We start from the raw sequence: 22,629 nt of genomic DNA, 5'->3' as shown, positions 1-22,629 counted from the left end.
CCGTTGTGAGCTTTCACAGCGGGCACTTAAGCCCCCGAACATTGCATACCACCATGAGAAGGACTCCCAGTGAAGATCACCGACGCACGGGTTGTGGTTTCGTCGCCCGGACGGAACTACGTCACGCTCGTAATTGAAACCGAGGACGGCATCACCGGCATCGGCGATGCCACCCTGAACGGTCGCGAGTTGGCTGTAGCCTCCTACCTTTCCGAGCACCTCTGCCCGCTGCTCATCGGCCGCGATGCCCGCCGCATCGAGGATGCCTGGCAGTACTTCTACAAGGGTGCCTACTGGCGCCGCGGCCCGGTGACCATGACGGCCATCGCTGCCATCGACGTCGCGCTCTGGGACATCAAGGGCAAGGCGGCCGGCATGCCGGTCTATGAACTCCTTGGCGGCGCGGCCCGCGAGGGCGTGATGGTCTACGGACACGCCAGCGGCACCACCCTTGATGACCTCAGCGCGGACTTCCAGCACCACCTGGACCTTGGCTACAAGGCCATCCGCGCCCAAGCTGCCGTGCCCGGCCTGGACAAGACCTACGGGATCGCGCCCGTGGACGGAAAGCTGTACGAACCGGCCAGCGGAAACGTACCCCAGGAAGACACCTGGGAGACCACCGCCTACCTGGACTTCGCCCCGAAAATGATGGCCCACGTCCGTGCGGAGTTCGGCTACGGCGTCCACGTCCTGCACGATGTCCATCACCGGCTGACGCCCATCGAAGCAGGCCGGCTTGGCGCCTCCCTTGAGCAGTACCGGCCGTTCTGGATCGAGGATCCAACCCCGGCCGAGGACCAGTCAGCATTCCGGCTGATCCGCCAGCACACCACCACCCCCGTTGCGGTCGGGGAGGTGTTCAACTCGATCTGGGACTGCCAGCAGCTCATCACCGAACGCCTGATCGACTACATCCGCACCTCCGTCTCGCACGCCGGCGGCATCACGCACCTGCGCCGCATCTTCTCCCTCGCAGACCTTTACGGCGTGCGCTCGGGCTCGCACGGCGCAGGGGACCTGTCGCCCGCCTCGTTCGCTGCCGCCCTCCATGTGGATCTGAGCATCCCCAACTTCGGCATCCAGGAATACATGGGCCACCGCGAGCCGGCGAACGAGGTGTTCACCACGTCCTACACATTCAACGACGGCTACATGCACCCCGGAGACGCGCCCGGCATCGGCGTAGAGTTCAACGAGGAAGCCGCCGCGCGCTTCCCCTTCGACCCCAAGTACCTGCCGGTGAACCGGCGCCTGGACGGATCGGTGCACGACTGGTGAACACTGCAGCCCACCAACCCTTTGACGTGGTGGTGATGGGCGAGATCCTCGTCGAAGTCGCCACCGACCTGCCCTTTGCCCACGGCGTTCCCGCACAGCTTGGCATCTCCGGCGACGCCCTCAACGTCGCAGCCGCCGCAGCAGCAGCAGGCGCCACCGTAGGCCTGTTGTCCGTGCTGACCGACGATGAACTGGGCCAAGCCATTGCCTCCCGCATCGCCGAGCTGGGCATTTCCACTGACCTCCTGAAGTTCCGGCGCGGCCAGCAGGGCGTTTACCTGGTCCACAGCGATCCCGCCGGCGAACGCGAGTTCTCCTACGCCCGCAGCGGCAGCGTGGGTTCCACCCTGGGCCCGGACGACGTCGACCCCGACGTTGTGAAGGCGGCCGGCGCCGTGGTGGCGGGCGGCATCGCCTGCGCCATTTCACCAACGTCCCGCGCCGCCGTCGTCAAAGCTGCCGGCCTTGCCACGCGCTTTGTCTACGATCCCAATTTCCGCCCCCGCCTCACCACAGCGGAAGACGCGACGGCGGCACTCACCGCCCTGGCGCCGCAGGCCTTCCTGGTAACACCGTCTTTTCCCGGCGAGACGGGTGCGCTGCTCGGCGCGGCGTCCCCGCAGGACGCTGCGGCCAGGCTGCGCTCGCTGGGGACCGCCAACGTCGCCGTCACCTGCGGGGCGGAAGGGGTCCAGCTCGAATGGAGCGGCGACGCCGCCCCGGGGACCGGCTCTGCGTGGGTGCCTGCGATTCCCGCCCCCGCCGTGGTGGACCAGACCGGCGCCGGGGACGCGTTCGTTGGAACACTGGCCGCACGCCTGGTGCTGGGCGACGACTTCCCGACGGCGGCACGCTACGGGGCCGCCGCATCGTCGCTGGTGGTGGGCGGCAAGGGCGGCACCGGGTTCATCCCCACGTTCGCGCAGACCAAGGCCCACGCCTCCGGGAACTTCGCCGAAGGAGCCCAGCCATCGCACGCCTGACAACATCTTCGCTGGCAACCAGCGGACACCAGGCCGGCATCGGGCGGGACAAACTGCAGCCCGGCATCGTCCACCTGGGCCTGGGCGCCTTCGCGCGTGCCCACACCGCCGTCTTTACGGAAGACGCCATGCTTGCCGCCGGCGACTTCGGGTGGGGAATCGTGGGGGTTACCCAGCGTTCCGACACGGTGGCCCGGCAACTGGCACCGCAGGAGGGCTTGTTCACCGTGTCAGAACGGGGAGGTGCCGCCGCTCCTCTGCGTGTGGTCTCCAGCATCGTTGAGGCCATATCAGGGCGGGACAACCCCGAAGGTGTGGTGGCGCGAATCGCCGCACCGGCCACGAAAATCGTCACCCTCACCATCACGGAAAAGGGATACCGTTTCGATCCGCAAACGCGGACCCTTGACCTGCACGACCCGGACGTCCAGGCCGACCTCACCGGCCGGCCGCCGGTGACCGCCATCGGACAAATCGTCCGCGGCCTCCAGCAGCGGGCAACGGCCGGCGCCGGGCCCGTCACGGTGCTCTCCTGCGACAATCTCCCGGCCAACGGGATACTGACGGGGACCTTGGTCCGGAACTTCGCCGCGGCCCTGCCCGCGACCGAAAGCGGGCCCCTGGTGGCATGGATGCGGGGAAATGTGACGTTCCCTTCCACCATGGTGGACCGGATGGTGCCGGCCACCACGCCAGGTGACCTGGCCGCCGTCGAACATGAACTCGGTGTACAGGACGAGGCGGCCGTGGTGGCTGAACCCTTCAAGCAATGGGTCATGGAGGACAACTTCGCCGCCGGCAGGCCGCGCTGGGAGGACGCCGGCGCCGTATTCAGCGACGACGTCGCGGCCTGGGAATCAGCCAAACTGCGGCTGCTCAACGCCAGCCATTCGATGCTGGCCTATCTCGGCCTCCTCGCCGGCAAGGAAACCATCAGTGATGCCGTGGCCGTGCAGCCGTTCCGTAGCGCCTGCCGGCGCATGATGCTGGAGGAAGCGCTGCCCAGCATCACCCTCCCGGCCGGGCTGGACGGGGAGCAGTACTGCGACCAGGTTCTCCGCCGGTTCGCCAACCCGACGCTGGGCCACACCACGGCCAAGGTGGGAAGCGACGGCTCTCAGAAAGTCGGGCTGCGGCTGCTCACCACAGTCCGGAGAACGCTCGACGCCGGCCGGGCACCACGGTGGGCGGCGCTAGCCGTTGCCGCGTGGATGCACCACGTGGCGGGCACCCTGGAAACCGACCTCAACGATCCGCTGGCAGCGGAGCTGAACGCAGCCCTGCCGGCTGCAGGGGACGCCCACAGCATGGTTCCGGCGCTGCTGGGATTCCGGCCCATTTTCGACCAGGACCTGGCGGGGAACAAAGCCTTCCGGGATCTGCTCCTTCACTGGTACCGCATCATCGAAACCAACGGGCCGGACGGCCTGGGAAATGAGATCAACCATGGCTGACGCATCAGGCGTCCTCCGCGTGTCACCTGTCATCCCGGTGGTCACCATCGACGACCCCCAGGATGCGGTGCCCCTGGCCCGTGCCCTGGTGGACGGCGGCGTGAAGATCATTGAGCTGACGCTGCGCACCGACTCCGCGCTGACCTCGCTGAAGCTGATCGCCGAGGAGGTGCCGGACATCCTGGTGGGCGCCGGCACCATCCTCACGCCGGAACAGGCCGACGCCGCCGTCCAGGCGGGTGCCGCCTTCCTGGTCAGCCCCGGCGTAACCCCCGCGCTGCTCACCCACATGCTGTCCCTGAACGTCCCGGTGCTGCCCGGCGTCGCCACCGTGGGCGAGGTAATGGCAGTCCTGGAAGCCGGATTGGATGCGATGAAGTTCTTCCCCGCCGGGCCTGCAGGCGGGCCGTCATACCTGGCCGCCATCGGGGCGCCCATCCCGCACGTCCAGTTCTGCCCCACCGGCGGCATCAGCCTGTCCACCGCCCCGGACTACCTCAAGCTGCCCAACGTGGCCTGCGTAGGCGGCAGCTGGCTCACCCCGGCAGACGCCGTCGAGGCCAAGGACTGGGACCGGATCACCAGCCTGGCCGGCGGCGCGGCCGCGCTCGGCCGGTAACCCGCCCCGGCGCGGCGCCCCTCACCCGTCAGCCCCTCACCCGTCAGACCCTTACCCCGGCAGTCAGCCCTCGGCCGCGGCCGCCCTGACCTGGGCCTTGTCGTGCTCCTCATGGGCGCTGCGCAGCAGTTCCAGGAACTCCGTTTCGTGCCGGACAAGCCGCTTGTACTTCTCCGGAAGCTTTCGGATCTGGTCTTCTTCGCGGCACATCTTGGCGAAGATCTTGTCCCGTTCCGCCATGTCCGTCTCGTAGTTAAGGTCAAGGTACTCGACTGCGTGCCGCCTGGCCCCGGAGACGGCGTTCTTGGCCTTGCCCTTGGGGCTGAAGACCGACGCCAGGATCGTCACCAGCAGCACGCCAAGGATGACGCCCAGGGAAACCCCGGTGCTGACTTCCAGCACATTGACGTGTTCGCCGTCGTTGATGAACGGCAGGGTGTTCTCGTGCAGCGCGTGCAGGACCAGCTTCACGCCGATGAATCCGAGGATGACGGCCAGCCCGTACGAGAGGAAGATCAGCCGGTCCAGCAGGCCGTCGATGAGGAAGAACAGCTGGCGCAGGCCCATCAGCGAGAACGCCGTGGCGGTGAAGACGATGAACACGTTCTGGGTCAGGCCGAAGATCGCCGGGATGGAGTCCAGGGCGAACAGGATGTCAGTGCCGCCGATCGCCACCATCACCAGCAGCATGGGGGTCAGCACCCGCTTGCCGTTCTCCACGGTGAACAGCTTGTCGCCGTCGTAGTGTTCGGACGCCGGCAGGAATTTCTTGGCGAGCCGCACCACAACGCCGTCGGAGTCGTCGTCGTGGTCATCCGGTTTCAGCAGATGGCCGGCGGTGACCAACAGGATCAGGCCGAAAATGTAGAAGACCCAGGCGAAACTGTTGATCAGCGCGGCGCCCAGGAAGATGAACGCGGTGCGGGCGACCAGGGAGAAAATGATGCCGAACAGAAGCACCTTCTGCTGGTCCGCGCGCGGCACCTTGAAGCTGGCCATGATGATCAGGAACACGAAGAGGTTGTCCACGGACAAAGCCTTTTCCGTGACATAGCCCGCGAAGTATTCGGTGCCCATGTCCGGCCCGCCGAAGACCAGGACAGCCAGCCCGAACAGCACCGCAATGCTCACATAGATGGCGGACCAGATGGCCGATTCCTTCAGGGACGGGGTGTGGGCCTTCCGGACATGGAAGAAGTAATCGAAGGCCAACAGCCCCGCGATAACCACGATGGTCAGGATCCAGGCGTAAGCAGGGGTTTCCACGCGGCGGGCCTTTCGTCGGAGGTTTCCCCAGCCTACCTAAGCGGGCTTCAGGAGTTGGTGCTCCACGACGGCGGACCGCGACAACGTCTTGTACCCCTCCTGCTCGAACAGCACCGTGATCACGTCCCCCTCCTGCCGCATCACCAGGCCCTGGCCCCACTCCTTGTGCACCACTGCGGACTGTGGCGGGAACGGTGCGCCGGTACTGTGCGCCGGACCGCCGTCGTCGTCCATGTCCTTGCCGGCCGCAGGCGCGGCTGCTCGGTGGACTGCAGCCGTGCACGCGTCGCAGTTACCGCACGGTTCAGGCATGTCCTCACCGAAGTAGCCCAGCAGGAACTGCCGCCGGCAGCCGTCCGCCTCGGCGTAGGCGCGCATCATGCCCAGCCGGGACTGGTCCACGCGTTGCCGGGCTTCGGCGAGCTCCATGGCGTCCTGCACCAGCGCAGCCGGTTTGGCCTTTGAGGTCAGCCGGATTCCCCGCTTCCCGCTGCTGGCGGCACCGATCTCTTCCAGCAGGTTGACCAGCGCCGTGATGCGCCGGGCCGGGAGGCCCGTCAGTTCGGCCAGGGATGACTTCGGCGCGGGAGCCTTGGCGGCTTTGAGGACCTTCAGGACCGCCAGCAGCGAACCGGGATCGGGCGAGTGGCTGCTGAAGAATTTGCGCAGCCCCAGGTCCTCCGAGCGGTAATGCAGCACGGCGGCCGCGGGACTTCCGTCCCGGCCGGCCCGGCCTATCTCCTGGTAGTAGGCGTCGAGCGATTCCGGAATGTCGGCATGGACGACGAAGCGGACATTCGGCGTGTCAATGCCCATGCCAAAGGCAGTGGTGGCCACCACCACATCCACTTGGTCATGCAGGAACAGCTCGTGGATGCGTTCCCGGTCCGCGGCGCGGCGGCCGGCGTGGTAAGCCTCGGCGCGCAGCCCTTTGGCCGCCAGCCGCGCCGCGTACTCTTCGGTGTCTTTCCGGGTGGCGGCATACAGGAGGCCCTTTCCCGACCGGGCCAGGTCCGCCACCTGCCCCAGCACCGCCTTGCGTTTGTCCTTGTCCTTGTGGTGCCGGACCACAGCCAGGCTGATGTTGGGCCGGTCGAAGCCGTGGACCAGGACCAGGGGGTCCTTCATGGCCAGCCGCTCCACGATCTCATCGCGCACCGGCGGGGAAGCGGTGGCGGTCAGCGCGGCCACGGGCGGGTTGCCCAGTTGCTCCCGAACCGCGCCCAGGCCAAGGTAGTCCGGGCGGAAGTCGTGGCCCCAGGAGGAGACGCAGTGGGCCTCATCCACCACGAACAGGGACACATCCAAGGCCTTGAGCCGGTCCACCGTTGACTGCCGCGCGAGCTGCTCCGGGGCCAGGAACACGAACACGGCCGTACCGTCTTCAACCGACTGCCACGCGGCGTGGACTTCGGCGTCGCTGTGTGAGGAATTGATGGCCACCGCGGCATGCGGCCCCAGGTCCGCAACCAGCCATTCACGCTGGTCCTCCTGCAAAGCGATCAGCGGAGACACCACGACGGCGGGACGCCCGGTGAGGGTGTGGAGGTGCAGGGCTGCGACCTGGTAGATGGCGGACTTTCCGTACCCCGTGGGCATGACGGCCAGGACGTCGCGGCCTTTGGTGAGGGCGGCCATGCCGGCCAGTTGGCCCTCCCGAAGGTCGTCCAGGGAGAAGGACGAGGCCGCAAGGGCGCGAAGGGCAGGTTCGTCGGACATGAAAAAGGGCTCCGCACGGAAGGAACAATGGCCGCCTGCTTCAGCCGTGGGAACCAGCCTACGCCAGGGTCATGGTGCTTGACTTCACGGGAATGCTCAACAACTGTGGAGTGACATATCCGCCAATCCAGCCGGTCCCTCCGGGAGCCGGCGAACAAGGAGCACGTTGTGGCGCGCGAAAACCCGAAGGTCGAAGAACCAGAAGAGTCCGATCTCGAGGTGACCGGCCACCCCAAGACCTGGGCCGCGGGAGTTCCCGGCGTCTACCACTCGATGCAGCCGGCGGTCCAGCACATGGGCGTGGAACGGTCGCGGAAGACCCTGTTGGCCCTCAACCAGAAGGACGGCTTCGACTGCATGAGCTGCGCGTGGCCTGATCCCGGCCACCGCAAGACGTTCGAGTTCTGCGAAAACGGGGCCAAAGCCGTCACCTGGGAGGCAACCCCGGTGGTGGTGGGCAGCGAATTCTGGGCGGAGCATCCGGTCAGCGAACTGCGGAAGCGGTCCGAATACTGGTTGGGCATGCAGGGCCGGCTCACCGAGCCCGTCTTCAAGGCTGCGGGAGAGGACCACTACCGGCCGGTGACGTGGGAGCGCGCCTTCCAGATCATGGCTGACAAGCTCAAGTCCCTCCCGGACCCCAACCAGGCGACGTTCTACACCAGCGGCCGCACCTCGAATGAAGCAGCCTTCCTGTACCAGCTGTTCATCCGCGCCTACGGCACCAACAACCTCCCCGACTGCTCCAACATGTGCCACGAATCCTCGGGGTGGGGCATGGGGCAGACCATCGGTGTGGGCAAGGCCACCGTGTCCTACGATGACTTCGGCAAGGCGGATTTGATCATCGTCATGGGCCAGAACCCAGGCACCAACCACCCGCGCATGCTGACGGCGTTGGAAGAGGCCAAGGAAGCCGGCGGCCACATCGTCGCCGTCAACCCGCTGCCCGAGGCCGGACTCCTGCGGTATAAGAACCCGCAGAAGGTCAAGGGCATCATCGGCCACGGCACCCAAATCGCCGACCAGTTCCTGCAGGTGCGCATCGGTGGTGACATGGCTCTGCTCCAGGCAGTGTCCAAGCGCGTGCTCGACGCCGAGGCCGCCAACCCGGGCAAAGTCCTGGACCACGCATTCCTTGCCGAACACTGCGACGGCTTGGAGGAGCTGCGGGCGCACCTGGCCCACCTGGACGAGGCCGCGGTGCTGGAAGCCACCGGCCTGCGGTCTGAGGAAATCGACGAACTGGCGGCCCGCTACCTGGCCGCGGACAAGGTGATCATCACCTGGGCCATGGGCATCACCCAGCAGAAAAAGGGCGTTGCCACCATCAAGGAGATCATCAACCTGCTCCTGCTGCGCGGCAACATCGGCAAGCCCGGTGCCGGCGCCTCGCCCATCCGCGGCCACAGCAACGTCCAGGGCGACCGGACCATGGGTATCTGGGAACAGATGCCGCCGGCCTTCCTGGACGCCCTTGGCCGGGAGTTCCAGTTTGAGCCGCCGCGCGACCACGGCCTGGACGCGGTCCAGACCGTCCGTGGAATGCGCGACGGCGGCGTCAAGGTTTTCGTCGGGCTTGGCGGTAACTTCGTGGGCGCCATTTCAGATACCGCGGCCGCCGAAGCGGCCATGGAGAACACCGAACTTTCCGTCCAGATCTCCACCAAGCTCAACCACTCCCACGCCGTGACCGGGGCCGAGGCCCTGATCCTGCCCACGCTGGGCCGGACCGAGATCGACCGGCAGGACTCCGGCCCACAGTTCGTCTCGGTGGAGGACACCGTCTGCGCCGTCCACGCCAGCCATGGCGTCGTGGAGCCGGTGGCGCCCGGGCTGCTCTCGGAAGTTGCCATCGTATGCCGGCTTGCCGCCGCCACGGTGGGGGACCGGACGTCCGCTGACTGGGCCGGGTTCGAAAAGAACTACGACCTCATCCGGGACCACATCTCCCGCGTGGTGGTTGGCTGTGAGGACTACAACACCAAAGTCAGGCAAAAGGGCGGGTTCGTGCTGCCCAACGGTCCGCGGGATTCCCGTACCTTCAATACCCCCACCGGGAAGGCCATGCTCACTGTCAACGAACTCGAACACGTTGACCGGCCGGCCGGGACCCTCATCCTGCAGACCATGCGCTCGCACGACCAGTTCAACACCACCATCTACGGCAACAACGACCGCTACCGGGGCATCAAGAAAGGCCGCGAGGTGGTGTTCGTCAACCCCGCGGACCTTGCCGAGCTGGGCCTCGCCGACGGGCAGCACGTGGACATCCACGGCGTCTACAAGGACAACGTGGCACGGGTCCTGCGCAACTACCGGGTGGTGTCCTACCCGTCCGCCAAGGGCTGCGCCGCGGCGTATTACCCCGAGGCCAACGTCCTGGTCCCGTTGGAGAGCGTCGCGGAGGGAAGCCAGACCCCGGCGTCCAAGGCCGTCATCGTCCGCCTTGAGCCTGTGAAAGTCCTGGAAGAGGAGCCCGCCGCCGCAGGCTGACAGGTTGTGGGCACGTCGAAACCGACACGCGAACGAGCGGCTCCCCCGCCTTATGGACTTTTCCCCGCGTCATGCGAAGGGGAGTTATCCATATGGCGGGGAGCCTGCGGGCCCTTGCCGGCTATTGCCCTGTGTCCGCCCAGCCACGCCCGGCTGGCCCGCCGTGCGCACCGTCGTCGACCAGGCCCAAGGCGACCCTGGCTGCCTTGGCCACGGCAGCCGACGCCGCCTCACGGCTCCCGGCGCTGCCCGTCCCCGCGTCCAGCGCCGCCGCGTACCCCACCAGGAACGTGGTGATGGGCGCGGCCGCATGGATCACGTTGTCGGCGGATTTGCGGGCGAGGTCCAGCAAAAGCTCCTGGTCCACGTCGAGGTCCAGGATCTGCAGAGCCTGCGCCAGCCGCTGGGTCCACTGGTCCAGCACCTGGGCTTCGTCGTCGTTGACTGTCATGGTTTCTCCTTTGCAAACGCCGGAGGTCTCAGGTGTCGATAGTGGACATGTTCGGGTAGCGGGCGCCTGCTGTCGACCCCGCCGGGGCCAATTCGTCCAGCAGCCGCAGCTCATCCGCGCTGAGCTCCACGTCCACCGCTCCCAGGTTCTCGCGCAGCCGCTCGCGCTTCTTGGTGCCCGGGATCGGGACAATGTGTTCGCCCCGTGCCAGCAGCCAGGCGAGTGCCAGCTGGCCGGGAGTGCACTGCTTGTGGTCGGCCAGCTCCTTCACCCGGTCCACGAGCTCAAGATTCCGGGTGAAGTTTTCGCCCTGGAACCGCGGCGAATGCCTGCGGAAGTCGTCATCGGCGAAGTCGTCCACGCTGCGGATCTGACCCGTCAGGAACCCGCGGCCCAGCGGACTGTACGGCACGAACCCGATTCCCAGCTCGTCGAGCACGGGGAACACCTTGGTTTCCGGCTCCCGCTCCCACAGTGAATATTCGGTCTGCAGCGCCGTGATCGGGTGCACCGCGTGGGCCCGGCGGATGGTGTCCGCTGACGCCTCGGACAAACCGAGGTGCCGGACCTTTCCGGCCTGGACCAGCTCCGCCATGGCGCCCACGGTGTCCTCGATGGGCACCGTCTTATCCACCCTGTGCTGGTAGTAGAGGTCGATGTGGTCCACGCCCAGCCGCTGGAGGCTGGCGTCGCAGGCCGACCTGACGTACTCGGGGCGGCCGTTGATGCCCACCCAGGAACCGTCCTCGCGGCGTTCGTTGCCGAACTTGGTGGCGAGCACCACGTCATCGCGCCGGCCCGCTATTGCGCGGCCCACCAACTCTTCGTTGGTGAAGGGCCCGTACATGTCCGCCGTGTCCAGCAGCGATCCGCCGGCGTCCAGGAACTCGTGGATCGTGGCAATCGATTCCTGCTCGTCGCCGTCGCCGTAGAACTCGCTCATGCCCATGCAGCCAAGGCCCAGGGCGGAAACAGTCAGTTGTCCAATAGTGCGTGTCTTCATGCCGTTCTCCTCAACGGTAGAACTTGCCGGGGGACCGGCCCGCCTGCGTGCGCGGAAGCCGGTGGGTGCAGCGTACGCCACTATAGGCGCTTCCCCTTGGGGATGCCTTGATAAACATTTGCCCTGATAAACATGGGGCGCCTACCCCTAGACCGCCCTCGGGTGCCTGCCTAGACTGGGCGGACCCCCAAGCCGGGAACCTGCACCTGATATTCATCAGGAATCGCCAGTGGAGCAGGGCGGGTCCCATATCCGGGGTTTCTCAACCTACCCAGATCACTGCCGTCCCACCGGACGGACCTGACTACAGGAGCGATAGATGACAGGGAACAAAGCCGTTGCCTACAAGGAAGCCGGCAAGGTCGAAGTAATTGATATTGACTACCCCACGTTCGAACTCAAGGACGGGCCGGGGGTCAACCCCGCCAATGTGGGGCGCCCCGTCCACCACGGGGTCATCCTCAAGACAGTCGCCACCAACATTTGTGGTTCAGACCAGCACATGGTCCGCGGCCGTACCACGGCTCCGCCGAACCTTGTCCTGGGCCACGAAATTACCGGTGAAGTGGTGGAGGTAGGCCGCGACGTCGAATTCATCAAGGTGGGCGACCTCTGCTCGGTACCGTTCAACATCGCCTGCGGCCGCTGCCGGAACTGCAAGGAGCGCAAGACCGGCATCTGCCTGAACGTGAACCCGGACCGTCCCGGCAGCGCCTACGGCTACGTGGACATGGGCGGCTGGGTGGGCGGCCAGGCAAACTACGTGCTGGTGCCGTACGCCGACTGGAACCTGTTGAAGTTCCCGGACAAGGACAAAGCCATGGAGAAGATCCTGGACCTGGCCATGCTTTCGGATATTTTCCCCACCGGGTTCCACGGCGCGGTCACGGCCGGGGTGGGTGTTGGATCCACGGTGTATGTTGCGGGTGCCGGCCCGGTGGGCCTCGCAGCCGCCACCAGCGCGCACCTGCTGGGTGCCGCCGTCGTCATTGTGGGCGATATGAACGAGGGCCGGCTGTCCCAGGCGCGCAGCTTCGGCTGTGAGACGGTGGACCTGTCCAAGGGTGATCCGAAGGACCAGATCGAGCAGATCCTCGGCATCCCCGAGGTGGACTGCGGTGTGGACGCCGTCGGCTTCGAGGCGAAGGGGCACGGCCACGACGCCCAGGAGGCGCCGGCGACGGTCCTGAACTCGCTGATGGAGCTCACGGCGGCCGGCGGGGCCCTGGGCATCCCCGGCCTGTACGTCACCGGCGATCCGGGCGGCGTGGACGAGGCCGCCAAGAAGGGTGCCTTGTCGCTGAGCCTGGGTACCGGCTGGGCCAAGTCGTTGAGCTTCACCACGGGCCAGTGCCCGGTGATGAAGTACAACCGGCAGCTGATGATGGCCATCCTGAACGACCGGGTGCACATCGCCAAGAACGTCAACGCCAAGGCGATCCCGCTGGAAGAAGCTCCGAAGGGCTATGCCGAGTTCGACGCCGGTGCAGCCACCAAGTACGTCCTGAATCCGAATGGCTACCTGAGCTGAGCCGGGGGCGGACGGTGATGCCACCAGGGACTCCCCTTCAACGGAAATAAGTGCTGCCCGGGCCGGGTTAGGCTTTGCACGGGCAGCACGACCGCAACGAAGGAGTTCCCTTGAGTGACATCACCGTCCGCCACAACGCCGAGCGCAGCCGCTTCGAGATCCTCGACCGCGGGAACGTGATCGGCAAAGCCGCCTACCAGGATTACGACGGCGGCGCGTCGCCACAGCGGATTTTCTACCACACGGTGATCAACGAGGAATACGGCGGGCAGGGCCTGGCCGGGAAGCTCGCCGCGGTCGCCTTGGATGCGACGGTGGATGCCGGGACGGGCATTGTCCCGGTGTGCCCGTTCATCAAGAAGTTCGTGGCCAAGCACCCGGAGTACTCGGAGAGTGTGGTGTCGGTGGCTCCGGCGCACCTGGAATTCCTCGAAACCTCCCTCTCGGCCAGGGCCCGGGCGTAGCCCAGGGATCGCCGCGAACATTGATTTCGGGCCGCCCGGGCGGTCCGGTGGAACACACCGCAAGTCTTCAGGAAGCTCCCAAACTCCGGTGATTTAATCGCATCTGTCAGCGCGGCTCAACGCCGCGCTGACGTTGTTTGTCATTGCCGAGGCGGGACAGGAGCCCTTGTATGTCCGAGCACCCCCAGGTGCCCACCCCAGGCCCTGCCGCTCCGCCGCCACGGCCCGCCCGGCCGGCCCCCCGGAGTAGCCGGGGCGTCCGGACGCTGGTCATTCTGGCACTTGCCGTGGTGCTGGTCATCGCGGGAACCATCGCCCTGGCCGTCGCCCGGTCCGAGCCGCCGACCGGTTCCGTGGCCCCCACCCAGCCTGTGGCGCAGCCGGCACCCGTCGCGGCAGCCCCGGAGTCCCTGCAGGACAGCGTGGACACCATCCTCAGCGAGGCGGACCAGTACCGGATCGGGCTGGCGCTCGCGGACGTGTCCGGCGGCGCGGAACGCACGTTCGGCGATGCGGACGCCTTCACTGCGGCCAGCACGGCGAAGATCCTGACGGCCGCTGCCTACTATCACCTGGTGGAAAAGGGGGAGGCAGCCCTGGATGAGCCCATGGGCGACTACGACGCCGCTTTCCAGCTCAAAGCCATGGTCAACGACAGCAACAACGATTCCTGGCAGCTGCTGATGGACGCCGTCGGGTACCCCCAGTTGATTGCCTACGCCGCCTCCATCGGTGTTACCTACGACCCCGAAAAGAACCTGTTAACCGCGGCAGACATGGCCCTTATCCTGAAAAAGCTGTACGCGGGGGAACTGCTCAACGCCGACAACACCGCCCAACTGCTCAGCTATATGCAGGACACCAACAACGAAGACCTCATCCCCGCCGGCTCCAGGGCGGGAATTGACGTCCACCACAAATACGGTGAGCTCTCCGGTGAACTGCATGACGCCGCACTGCTGAGCTGCCGCGGCTCGACCTTCGCCCTGGTGATCTACACGGAAAACCGGGAGGGCGTGGCCGATGACGGGCAGGCCGAGGTGATCCGGGACCTGACCCGGGCCGTTGAGGATGCGTTGTTCCCGGTTGGGGTGGCGGGCAGGTAGCCAACGCCACGTCCGCGCAGCGGTCCGCCGACTCGCCCTCGGTGAGCGCTTTGGGCCAGACTGTTACCGTGAGCAACAACCCACGGACTGCCTTGGCCGTCGCAGGCCTCAGCCTGGGCACGGCACTGAACCCGCTGAACTCTTCCATGATCGCCGTGGCCCTGGTGGTGCTGCGCGCCGATTTCGGGCTCGACGTTGCGGCCGTCACCTGGGTGGTCACCTCCTTCTACCTTGCTTCTGCGGCCGGCCAGCCGGTGATGGGCAGGTTGGCGGACCGATTTGGGCCACGAAGGATGTTCATGCTGGGCATGGGCCTGGTTGCCATCAGCTGCGCCTTGGCGCCGCTGGCCCCGAACTTTGCCCTGCTCTGCGTGGCCCGGGCGGTCATGGCACTGGGCACCGCCACCGCGTACCCCAGTGCCGTGGTGATGGTGGGGGCGATTGCGCACCGGGCAAAGGTCGACTCGGCCCGGCCGCTGGGCCGGCTCCAAATGGCGAACACGTCGGCTGCTGCCGTGGGTCCCGTCGTCGGCGGTTTGCTCGTGGGCTTCGTGGGCTGGCAGTCCCTGTTCCTGATCAACGTTCCGCTGGCGGTGGCGGCGCTGCTGATAGTGCGGCAGGCCGCACCGGCGGACCAGGTCCGCGAGCGCGGCAGCGTGGCGCAGCTTGTGCGGGACTCGGACGTTCCGGGCATCGCCGGGTTCATCGGTGCCCTGCTGTTGGTCATGATGGCCGCTCTGAACGTGGCGCCTGACTACCGCTGGTGGATGCTGGCCGCCGGAATGGTTGTGGCAGCCCTCTTCGCCTGGCGGAGCTTGCGGTTCGCCAAGCCCTTCCTGGACCTGCGGCTGCTGGGCCGGAACAGGCCCCTCATGCTCGTGTACCTGGCGTTCGCGGTGTTCAGCAGCGTTTATTACTTCGTCTTCTTCGGCCTGCCGCAGCTCTTGCAGGAGGCGGGCGGCTATGATCCCGGCGTCGTGGGCCTGTTGATGCTGCCCCTTGCCGGGATGTCGGTGGTGGCCACCCCGTGGGCAGTCTCCGCGATGGGAAGGTTCGGTGTGCGACGGGTGCTGCTCGCCGGCGTCGTCCTCCTGACGCTTGTGGCGGCACTGATGTGGCTGCTGACCGGGACGCTGGCAATCCCGCTCGTCGTGGTGCTCACTGCGCTGATGGGGATTCCCTACGGAACCGTCAGCATCGCCTCCAACCAGGGCATGTTCGTCTCCACCCGGCCGCAGGACCGCGGCGTCGCGGCCGGGATCTACCAGACGTGCCGCTACGTGGGCGCGATCACCGCAACTGTGATGATCGGTGTGTTCGCCTCCGGTGGCGTGCACCAGGACAGCTGGATGCGGATGGTGGTGGCCATGCTGGTGCTCTGCGCCGTGACGTTCGGGATCTCGGTGCTCTGGCGACAGCAAAAGGCGTAGCCTCCATTACCCGCCCACACCCGACGATGGCGTCACCGGGGTGACCCGGACCCGCGCAATCCGCAACTTGTCCATGCTGAGGACCGTCAGCACGTACCCCGGGACCTGCACCCGGTCACCGGCCTGCGCCAGGCGCCCCAAGCGGGACATCATGAAGCCTGCCACCGTCTCGTAGCGTCCCTCGGGCAGCTCGATTCCAGATGCTGACGTGAACTCCTGCAGGATCAGGCCGCCGTCCACCTCGATGGAGCCGTTGGCAACGGTGACGCGGTCCTCGTGTTCGGCGCCGGTGTCGTACTCGTCGTAGATCTCGCCCACGAGTTCTTCCACGAGGTCTTCGAGCGTGACCACACCGTCGGTGCCGCCGTATTCGTCCACCACCAAGACAATGTGCTGGTTTGTCTTGCGCATCCGGGACAGCGACGGAAGGACCCTGTTGGTTCCCGGCATGGCCAGCATGGTCCGGGCAATATCCCTCACCGGCGCCTGGTCCTGCGCCTCGCCCCGGGGCATCAGGTCGCGGATATGGACGAAGCCCAGGACGTCGTCGGGGGTCCTGCCAATCACCGGAAACCGGGAGTAGGGGCCGTCCCTGACCATTTCGCGGGCGGCAGCGACCGTTGTGGTCCCGTTGATGAAGGTCACTTCCGTGCGGGGACGCATGACCTCCTGCAGGGTCCGGTCGCCGGCGCCGAACACATCGGCCAGGATGTGGCGGTTGGTTTCCTCGAGCGCCTCGCTTTCCGCCACCATGTCCCACAGCTCCTCCGACGTGACGCTTGCCCGCTTGGCGCGCGGGTCGCCGCCGAACAGACGCACCACCGCGTCGGTGGAGACGGAGAGCAGCCAGATGACCGGCCGCATGACCCTGGAAAGGGTGATCAGCGGCGGGGCCAGGATCCTGGTCAGGGCGACGGGATTTTGCAGGGCCAGCCTCTTGGGTGCCAGCTCGCCCAGGACCAGGGACAGGTAGGCCACCAGCAGCGTCATCCCGACGAACGACGCCGGCCCGGCGGCGGCCCCCAGCCCAAGGGCCTGCAGGAGCGGCACGACGACGGGTGCGATCGCCGAGGCGCCGTACGCCGCCGAGAAGAACCCGGCCAGGGTCACCCCTATTTGGACCGTGGCGAGGAACCGGTTGGGGTTCCGCGCCAGGGCGGCGGTCCGGACCCCGGAGTCGCCGGACTTTTCGATGCGGCGGATCTGGCCCTCGTGCAGGGACACCAAGGCCATTTCCGCCGCGGCAAAGACTCCGCCCAACAAAACGAAACAGAGAACCAAAGCGATGTTGACCAGGGTGCCGCTGTCCATGAGATGACCTTAGACCCGCGGGTGGGCCGGGGCGACGCGGTGCTGCAGTGCTGGGCAGCCGTCCGGCGGCCCTAGGTGTACATCAGCGAACCGGGGGTGGTGAGCGTCTCGCCTGTTTCCAGCCAGGTCTTCAGGCCCGAGAGGATCATCGGCCAGCCGCCGTAGAGCTGTTCGTTGGCCCCTTCGCGCAGGTCGCTGTGCGTGACGGTCAGGTGGCATGAATCGCCCACCGGTTCGATCTCCCAGGTGACCTTTGATGTGCCCTCGGCCTTGACGTCGTCGCCCCATAGTGCCCGCATGGTCTGGACCAGGCGGCGCGGCGGATCCACCTCCAGGTTCTCGCCTTCGCCCAGGGCCTCCCCGGCCTTGGGATTGCCCATCACGAACTTGCCGCCGGGCGTCCAGTCGGACTCCATGGTGTTTCCGAATTGGTACTTGCCGCGGATGTCACTGTCGGTGATGGCTTCCCAGAGCCGCTCCGGCGTGGTCTTGATGTAAATCTCGAAGATCTTTTCCATGGGACTTTCCAATCTGGATTTGAGGTCGCTGAGGGCAGCGGCCCATGGTTCTGCGTATTTGCTGACCCAGCGGTCGTGGACCAGGCGGATGGGCACCGGGTTGAGGAAGTGCAGCTTTTCCCGGCCCCGACGGCGGGTGGCCACCAGGCCTGCGTCCTCCAGGATGCGCAGGTGCTTGGCGATGCCGAAGCGGGTCATGCTGAACCGCGCCTCAAGCGCACTCAGGGTCTGGCCGTCCTCGCGGAACAGCTCATCGAGCAGGTCCCGGCGGGTGGGGTCGGAGAGTGCTTTGAACACGTCGTCCATACCGCCAATGATAGGTGACTAAATGGTCACCTATCAAGGTGTTTCAGGCAGTTGGTTTCGAGCCGGGAGCCGCGTTGGCGGTTTCGCGCCGTAAGCCGCGCATGCGGACCCGGCGGCCGGGGCAACTAGGGCCCCAGGGGGAGGAAGAGCAAGGAGAGCAGGGCGGGAAGGGTGGCGGCCAGGGTCCCCGGGACGCTCTCCCATCGCTTCGGGTAGTGGCCCTGCAGGTCGGCCACCAGCATGGTGGGGGCGGTGAGGACCATGTTCAGGCAGCAATACACAACCAACGTGTACCCCACCACAGTTTCGCCGGTGTTGACCGCCACCAGCCCGGCCGCTACGCCCAGGGCGATCACCAGGTTCTTGTACCCGGTGGGGATGGCCCACATCATCACGGCGGGCACATTCTCCGGCGGTGTGCTGAGGAACTTTTGCGCCCACCTGCTGCGCGGGAGCAGGAAACTCTCCACCGGGAAGACGCCCACGTATACGGCCACCGCCACCACCGCAAAGATCTGGGACATGATGTTCATGCCGGAAGGGTAGGGCCGCCGCACTGGGGCACACCATCCCCGGAATGGGGGATTCCACGGGAGCCCGGTGAGCCGGATACTGGACCTATGTGGGAGGAACGCGCTGCGCGTGCCCGGCGGGAGATCGCCGCGCTGGCCACAGACGGACTGGACTTGTCCGCCCTCTATGCCGCCGCCCTGGCACTGGTGCGGCAGTCGGTGCCGTTCGACCAGGCCTGCTGGGCCGGCGTCGACCCAGACACCATGGTGATGAATTCGGTGACCAACTGGCGGCCCTGGCCCGTCACCGCCGAGTACGCAGTCCGGTTTGCCCAATCCGAGTATCAAGGGAACGAGCCGAACACCTTTGTCCAGTTGATGCGGCGTCCGCAGCCGGTAGCGCGGATTTCGGATGCGCCTGGCCCCGCGGTGGCCGGCAGCATCCGGATCAACGACCTCCTGCGCCCGCTGGGACTGGTGCATGAACTGCGCGGCGCGTTCCGCGTGGACCAGTCGTGCTGGGGAGTGGGCAGCCTGTTCCGTAATGGGGCGCGAGACTTCAGCGACCGGGAAGTGGAATTCCTGGCAGCGGTTACTGACGCGCTCGCCGCCGCAACCCGTATCGCCGCCCGCGCCCACCACTCGGTCTGGCACCAGCATGAGGGCCCGATCATCGTCCTCGCCGGCGATCGTGGTGAGTTGCGGGCCGCCACCCCGGCCGCAACCACGTGGCTCCAGGCACTCGAAGACGCGGCTCCGGGCCGGTTCAGCATGGTGCTGTACTCCGTGGTGGCACAGGCAAGGGCGTCACGCACCGGGACGGCGCGGACGCGGATGCGGGACCTCGACGCCGGCTGGGTGGTCCTTCAGGCCAGCAGGCTCCTCACGGGGGACGATCCCGTGCAGATGGTGGTCACGGTGGAGCCGCCCACCACCGGCCAGTTGCTGACCCTGCTCCTGGCTGCCTATGGCCTCACCCCGAGGGAACAGGAAGTCTGCCTGGAACTCATGGCAGGCAGCCCGGACGCGGACATCTCCCGGCACCTCTTCATCTCGCCGCACACCGTCCACGACCACCTCAAATCCATCTTCGACAAAGTGGGGGTGGGCAGCCGCGGGGAACTGGTCGCCAGGTTGACGGCCACTGGGTAGCCTTGGGCGCATGCAGAAGATATCGGTCGACGCCCTGGCGCGCCAGCAGCTCGAAGCAGCGCTCGCATCCCCCAACGGCCGTGCCGCCGACACCGTTTACGGCGGCCACGAGAAAGTCCTCCGGCAGTCCGTGATGGCCCTGGCCGCCGGAACCCGGCTGAGCGAACACAAGAACCCTGGCGACGCCACGGTGTTCGTGATCCGCGGCTGCGTCCGGCTGATCGCAGGCGGGGACTCCTGGCAGGGTAAGGCGGGGGACCTGCTGATCGTCCCGCCCGGCCTGCACAGCCTGACGGCCGAAGAGGACTCCACCTTCCTGTTCACCGTGGCCAAGCACCGCGACTGACCCACCGACTGCTCCGTAGTGGTCGTTCCAGGTGCTGAAACGACCGGTACGGAGCACTCGATGCAGGCTTGTCAGGTCCGGTCCGTGACGCTTTCCTTCACCGGCCTGGGTTCCAGCCAGATCCGCTCCCGCGGGCCCGGCGGATAGGCGTACTTCTTCCCGGCAAAGGTGATCACCAGCGCGGCAACCACCGGGATCGCCGCCGCGGCGGGAACCAGCAGCGGTCCGCCCATCACCAGCGCCCCGGAGCCGTAGAGTGCGCCGACGGTGATACCCAGCTGGATGGTCAGCACGGTCAGCCCGTTGGCGGCCTCGCTGTATTCACCGCCGGCCCGCAGGATCGCCGACTGGTTGTAGATGCCGATCGCCCCGAGACCTGCGCCCCACACCGTCATCAGCACCAGGGTGACCGGGAGGTTTCCCACCGCCAAGGGGAGAAGGAACATCGAAGCGGCGATGGCCGCCGTCGTCACTATCAGGGAACGGCGCGGGCGCGAATCCACGGTCAGCCCGGCAATCCAGATGCCCAGCAGGCCCGAGCCGCCCAGCACGGTCAGGGAGAGGCTGGTGGCGTAGTCCGGCAGCTGCGCCTCGCGGATGAAGGGTGCGATGTACGTGAAGAGAGCGAAGTGGGCCAAGACCAGCAGCGGCCAGGCGACGGCCACGGACTTAACTCCGGGCTGGCCAATAGCCTTGCGAAGCGACGGACGGGCAGCGTCGGTAATGCGGCGGACCCGGGGAGCAGCCAGAATGCGAGGACGGTGAGGACCACCCCGAAGCCGGCCAGGACCAGGAATGCCGTCCGCCACCCCAGGAACCCGCCCAAGGCGGTGCCCACCGGGGCCCCGATGGCCAACCCCAGGCTGTTGCCGCTGAACACGATGGCCAGGGCCTTGCCCACCTTGTCTGCCGGGACAACCCGGGCCACGAACGGCGCCATGGTGGTCCAGAGCAGCCCGTGCGCCAGTCCGCCCACCAACCTGGCGATCATCGCCGAGGTGAAGTCCGGCGCCATTCCCACCATGGCGTTGCTGAGCGCGAACGTCAAGACCAACCCGACGAGGAGCGCATGCCGTGGAATCTTCCCCAGGAGCCGGGCCGCCGGAACCACGGTGACAACAATGACGGCGGCGTACGCGGCGGCGAGGTAGCCGGCCACGGGCTCGGACACGCCAAGGCCGGCGCTGATCTGCGGCAGGAGCCCTGACGGCAGCAACTCCGTGGTGATGGCCGTAAAGGCTATCGTGGCCAGCACCGCCATGGCGGCATAGGGAAAACGGGCAGGGGACGGCGCGGAAATCGCGGAAGGCATGGGAGTGCGTCCATTCAAGGGGTGGGGTTGGAAAGCGGCTCGCTGGCCGGACAAATTCCTCCCTTAAATTTACAGGATCGAACCCCCTGCTCCGCGCCGGTTACGGCGTGTTCAGGCGTGCGTCCAGCAAGCCGGCCGCGACCGCTGGAGCCAGCCCCGGCGCCAGCGGGAGGCGGGGGACCACCAGGCAGTGCCACAAGTGGTAAATGTCCGCCTTGCCGGACCACACCGTTGAGGTGACATTGCCGTTCTCATCGAGTTCCTGCTTCCAGGAACCGTGCTCGTAGTCGATGAACCAGTCGCGGGCGTGGTCCCAGATCCGCTCATACCAGTCCGCGTACTGTTGCTCGCCCGTGGCAATGTACAGGGCAGCCGCACCGCCGATCGCTTCCGCGGGTACCCACCTGATGCGGGTGGTGACAACGGGCTTGCCTTCCCAGTCGACCGTGTAGACAAATCCCGGATGGCCGTCCGGTTGCCAGGCATCCCGGATGGCGGCATCGAACAAGCCACGTGCATCCTCGAGGAGCCACTCAGGGACGTCCAGGCCGCGGGCCTCGAGCCCGGCACGGAGGTGGAGGAGCAGCCGCGCCCACTCCACCCAATGGCCAGGGGTTCCGCCATAGGCGCGGAACTGGCTGGCGCGGTCATCGGTGTTGTACTCGGGCATGGGGTTCCAGTCCGGGTCGAAGTGCTCGAACACCCGGTAATTGTTGTTGCGCGCAAACCGGTGGATGAGCACCTCGGCGATGTGCAGGGCCCGTTCGAGCCACCTGTTCTCTCCGGTCACATCGGCCACGATGAGGTAGGCCTCCACCGAGTGCATGCTGGCGTTGCCGCCGCGGTATGCCTCCGTTTCCGTGAAGTCCCGGTTCCATGAGTCGAAGCACATGTTGGCCTCGTGGTCCCAGAACTTCGTGTCGGCGACCCGCAGCGCCTCATCCAGCAGCTCCCGTGCTCCGGGGCGCCCGGCCGCGACGGCGCTGGCAGCAGCCAGGAGTACGAAGGAGTGCTGGTAGCCGGACTTGGTGTCGTTCACCGGACCATCCTGGTCCACCTCGGCGTACCAACCGCCAAACTCGTCATCGTGCAGGACGCCGTTGAGGGCGGCAATTCCGTGGTCCACGAGCGTGGCCGCTCCCGGCCGTCCCATCAGGGCGGCGACGGCGAAACTGTGGGTCATGCGTGCTGTGATCCACAGGTGGGTTGGCTTGTCGGCGAACACCTTGCCGTAGTTGTCGAGCCAGCCGAATCCGGTGGCGACCTTGGAGGCCTCGGCGAAACGGACCAACCGGTCGGTTTCCGCCTCAAGCCATCGTGCGTGGGCGGGGCTGTTCAGCCACGTCATGTCATGTCCTCTCAGTTGCGT

General features: G+C 66.7%; 19 protein-coding genes and 1 pseudogene. 11 read left to right on the top strand and 9 right to left on the bottom strand.

The features are described from left to right. The first annotated feature begins 69 nt into the window (after positions 1 to 69). Genes manD through eda form a run of 4 tightly spaced genes read left to right on the top strand, consistent with a single transcriptional unit; the run spans position 70 to position 4,337 of the window. On the top strand, positions 70 to 1,281 hold the full coding sequence (manD, locus tag ACX5I6_RS00295) for a D-mannonate dehydratase ManD (protein WP_461839062.1): 1,212 nt from the start codon (positions 70 to 72) through the stop codon (positions 1,279 to 1,281). Then, positions 1,278 to 2,264 carry a PfkB family carbohydrate kinase gene (locus tag ACX5I6_RS00290; RefSeq protein WP_461839061.1) on the top strand — a complete coding sequence of 329 codons (987 nt, stop codon included), beginning with the start codon at positions 1,278 to 1,280 and terminating at the stop codon, positions 2,262 to 2,264. Before manD ends, ACX5I6_RS00290 begins: the two co-directional genes overlap by 4 nt. Next, positions 2,252 to 3,718 (top strand): mannitol dehydrogenase family protein, encoded by a 1,467-nt coding sequence (locus ACX5I6_RS00285; protein ID WP_461841633.1) that lies wholly within the window; start codon positions 2,252 to 2,254, stop codon positions 3,716 to 3,718. The genes ACX5I6_RS00290 and ACX5I6_RS00285 overlap by 13 nt, the downstream gene beginning before the upstream one ends. Next, positions 3,711 to 4,337 carry a bifunctional 4-hydroxy-2-oxoglutarate aldolase/2-dehydro-3-deoxy-phosphogluconate aldolase gene (gene eda, locus ACX5I6_RS00280; RefSeq protein ID WP_461839060.1) on the top strand — a complete coding sequence of 209 codons (627 nt, stop codon included), beginning with the start codon at positions 3,711 to 3,713 and terminating at the stop codon, positions 4,335 to 4,337. Before ACX5I6_RS00285 ends, eda begins: the two co-directional genes overlap by 8 nt. 63 nt (positions 4,338 to 4,400) lie before the next feature. Here eda and ACX5I6_RS00275 read toward each other — a convergent pair whose 3' ends face one another. Both ACX5I6_RS00275 and ACX5I6_RS00270 read right to left on the bottom strand, forming a co-directional pair. Then, a complete protein-coding gene (locus ACX5I6_RS00275) occupies positions 4,401 to 5,603 on the bottom strand; it encodes a TerC family protein (protein WP_461839059.1) in 1,203 nt (400 codons plus the stop codon). A gap of 36 nt (positions 5,604 to 5,639) precedes the next feature. Beyond that, positions 5,640 to 7,322: a RecQ family ATP-dependent DNA helicase gene (locus ACX5I6_RS00270; RefSeq protein WP_461839058.1), complete on the bottom strand. Its 1,683-nt coding sequence runs from the start codon at positions 7,320 to 7,322 to the stop codon at positions 5,640 to 5,642. A 168-nt stretch (positions 7,323 to 7,490) separates the two neighbouring features. On the opposite strand from ACX5I6_RS00270, the gene ACX5I6_RS00265 reads away from it, so the two are divergent. After that, positions 7,491 to 9,818 carry an FdhF/YdeP family oxidoreductase gene (locus tag ACX5I6_RS00265; RefSeq protein ID WP_461839057.1) on the top strand — a complete coding sequence of 776 codons (2,328 nt, stop codon included), beginning with the start codon at positions 7,491 to 7,493 and terminating at the stop codon, positions 9,816 to 9,818. A 121-nt stretch (positions 9,819 to 9,939) separates the two neighbouring features. On the opposite strand, the gene ACX5I6_RS00260 is transcribed toward ACX5I6_RS00265, so the two are convergent. Both ACX5I6_RS00260 and ACX5I6_RS00255 read right to left on the bottom strand, forming a co-directional pair. After that, positions 9,940 to 10,269, bottom strand: a complete 330-nt coding sequence (locus ACX5I6_RS00260) for a DUF6457 domain-containing protein (RefSeq protein WP_308931919.1) — start codon at positions 10,267 to 10,269, stop codon at positions 9,940 to 9,942. Positions 10,270 to 10,297: 28 nt separating this feature from the next. Continuing rightward, complete coding sequence (locus ACX5I6_RS00255; RefSeq protein ID WP_461839056.1) at positions 10,298 to 11,272, bottom strand: aldo/keto reductase; 975 nt, start codon at positions 11,270 to 11,272, stop codon at positions 10,298 to 10,300. Between the two features lie 319 nt (positions 11,273 to 11,591). Between ACX5I6_RS00255 and fdhA the strand changes: the two genes are divergently transcribed. From fdhA to ACX5I6_RS00235, 4 genes are all read left to right on the top strand, one after another. Further along, positions 11,592 to 12,803 (top strand): formaldehyde dehydrogenase, glutathione-independent, encoded by a 1,212-nt coding sequence (gene fdhA, locus ACX5I6_RS00250; RefSeq protein ID WP_461839055.1) that lies wholly within the window; start codon positions 11,592 to 11,594, stop codon positions 12,801 to 12,803. 110 nt (positions 12,804 to 12,913) lie between these two features. Next, on the top strand, positions 12,914 to 13,267 hold the full coding sequence (locus ACX5I6_RS00245; RefSeq protein WP_461839054.1) for a GNAT family N-acetyltransferase: 354 nt from the start codon (positions 12,914 to 12,916) through the stop codon (positions 13,265 to 13,267). A 170-nt stretch (positions 13,268 to 13,437) separates the two neighbouring features. Then, entirely contained in the window at positions 13,438 to 14,373 is a 936-nt protein-coding gene (locus ACX5I6_RS00240; RefSeq protein WP_461839053.1) for a serine hydrolase, read from the top strand. Between the two features lie 68 nt (positions 14,374 to 14,441). Then, complete coding sequence (locus ACX5I6_RS00235; protein WP_461839052.1) at positions 14,442 to 15,803, top strand: MFS transporter; 1,362 nt, start codon at positions 14,442 to 14,444, stop codon at positions 15,801 to 15,803. A gap of 6 nt (positions 15,804 to 15,809) precedes the next feature. On the opposite strand, the gene ACX5I6_RS00230 is transcribed toward ACX5I6_RS00235, so the two are convergent. From ACX5I6_RS00230 to ACX5I6_RS00220, 3 genes are all read right to left on the bottom strand, one after another. Next, the gene (locus ACX5I6_RS00230; protein ID WP_461839051.1) at positions 15,810 to 17,114 is read right to left on the bottom strand and encodes a hemolysin family protein; all 1,305 of its coding nucleotides are present in this window, start codon (positions 17,112 to 17,114) and stop codon (positions 15,810 to 15,812) included. A 71-nt stretch (positions 17,115 to 17,185) separates the two neighbouring features. Next, positions 17,186 to 17,938, bottom strand: coding sequence for an ArsR/SmtB family transcription factor (locus ACX5I6_RS00225; RefSeq protein ID WP_285249177.1), 753 nt, complete (start codon positions 17,936 to 17,938; stop codon positions 17,186 to 17,188). Positions 17,939 to 18,063: 125 nt separating this feature from the next. Next, the gene (locus ACX5I6_RS00220; protein WP_285249178.1) at positions 18,064 to 18,471 is read right to left on the bottom strand and encodes a DUF1304 family protein; all 408 of its coding nucleotides are present in this window, start codon (positions 18,469 to 18,471) and stop codon (positions 18,064 to 18,066) included. Positions 18,472 to 18,558: 87 nt separating this feature from the next. Between ACX5I6_RS00220 and ACX5I6_RS00215 the strand changes: the two genes are divergently transcribed. After that, positions 18,559 to 19,602: a helix-turn-helix transcriptional regulator gene (locus tag ACX5I6_RS00215; RefSeq protein WP_285249179.1), complete on the top strand. Its 1,044-nt coding sequence runs from the start codon at positions 18,559 to 18,561 to the stop codon at positions 19,600 to 19,602. A 10-nt stretch (positions 19,603 to 19,612) separates the two neighbouring features. Next, the gene (locus tag ACX5I6_RS00210) at positions 19,613 to 19,948 is read left to right on the top strand and encodes a cupin domain-containing protein (RefSeq protein WP_285249180.1); all 336 of its coding nucleotides are present in this window, start codon (positions 19,613 to 19,615) and stop codon (positions 19,946 to 19,948) included. Between the two features lie 71 nt (positions 19,949 to 20,019). On the opposite strand, the pseudogene ACX5I6_RS00205 reads toward ACX5I6_RS00210, so the two are convergent. Together ACX5I6_RS00205 and ACX5I6_RS00200 are read right to left on the bottom strand one after the other, a co-directional pair. Beyond that, a pseudogene (locus ACX5I6_RS00205) lies at positions 20,020 to 21,260 on the bottom strand (MFS transporter). A 100-nt stretch (positions 21,261 to 21,360) separates the two neighbouring features. Then, the gene (locus ACX5I6_RS00200; RefSeq protein ID WP_285249182.1) at positions 21,361 to 22,608 is read right to left on the bottom strand and encodes an AGE family epimerase/isomerase; all 1,248 of its coding nucleotides are present in this window, start codon (positions 22,606 to 22,608) and stop codon (positions 21,361 to 21,363) included. Between the last annotated feature and the right edge of the window lie 21 nt (positions 22,609 to 22,629).

The organism is Arthrobacter sp. MMS24-T111 (assembly GCF_054888995.1).
Note: the sequence above shows the minus strand (reverse complement) of the source record. Positions and strands in the feature narration are given on the sequence as shown.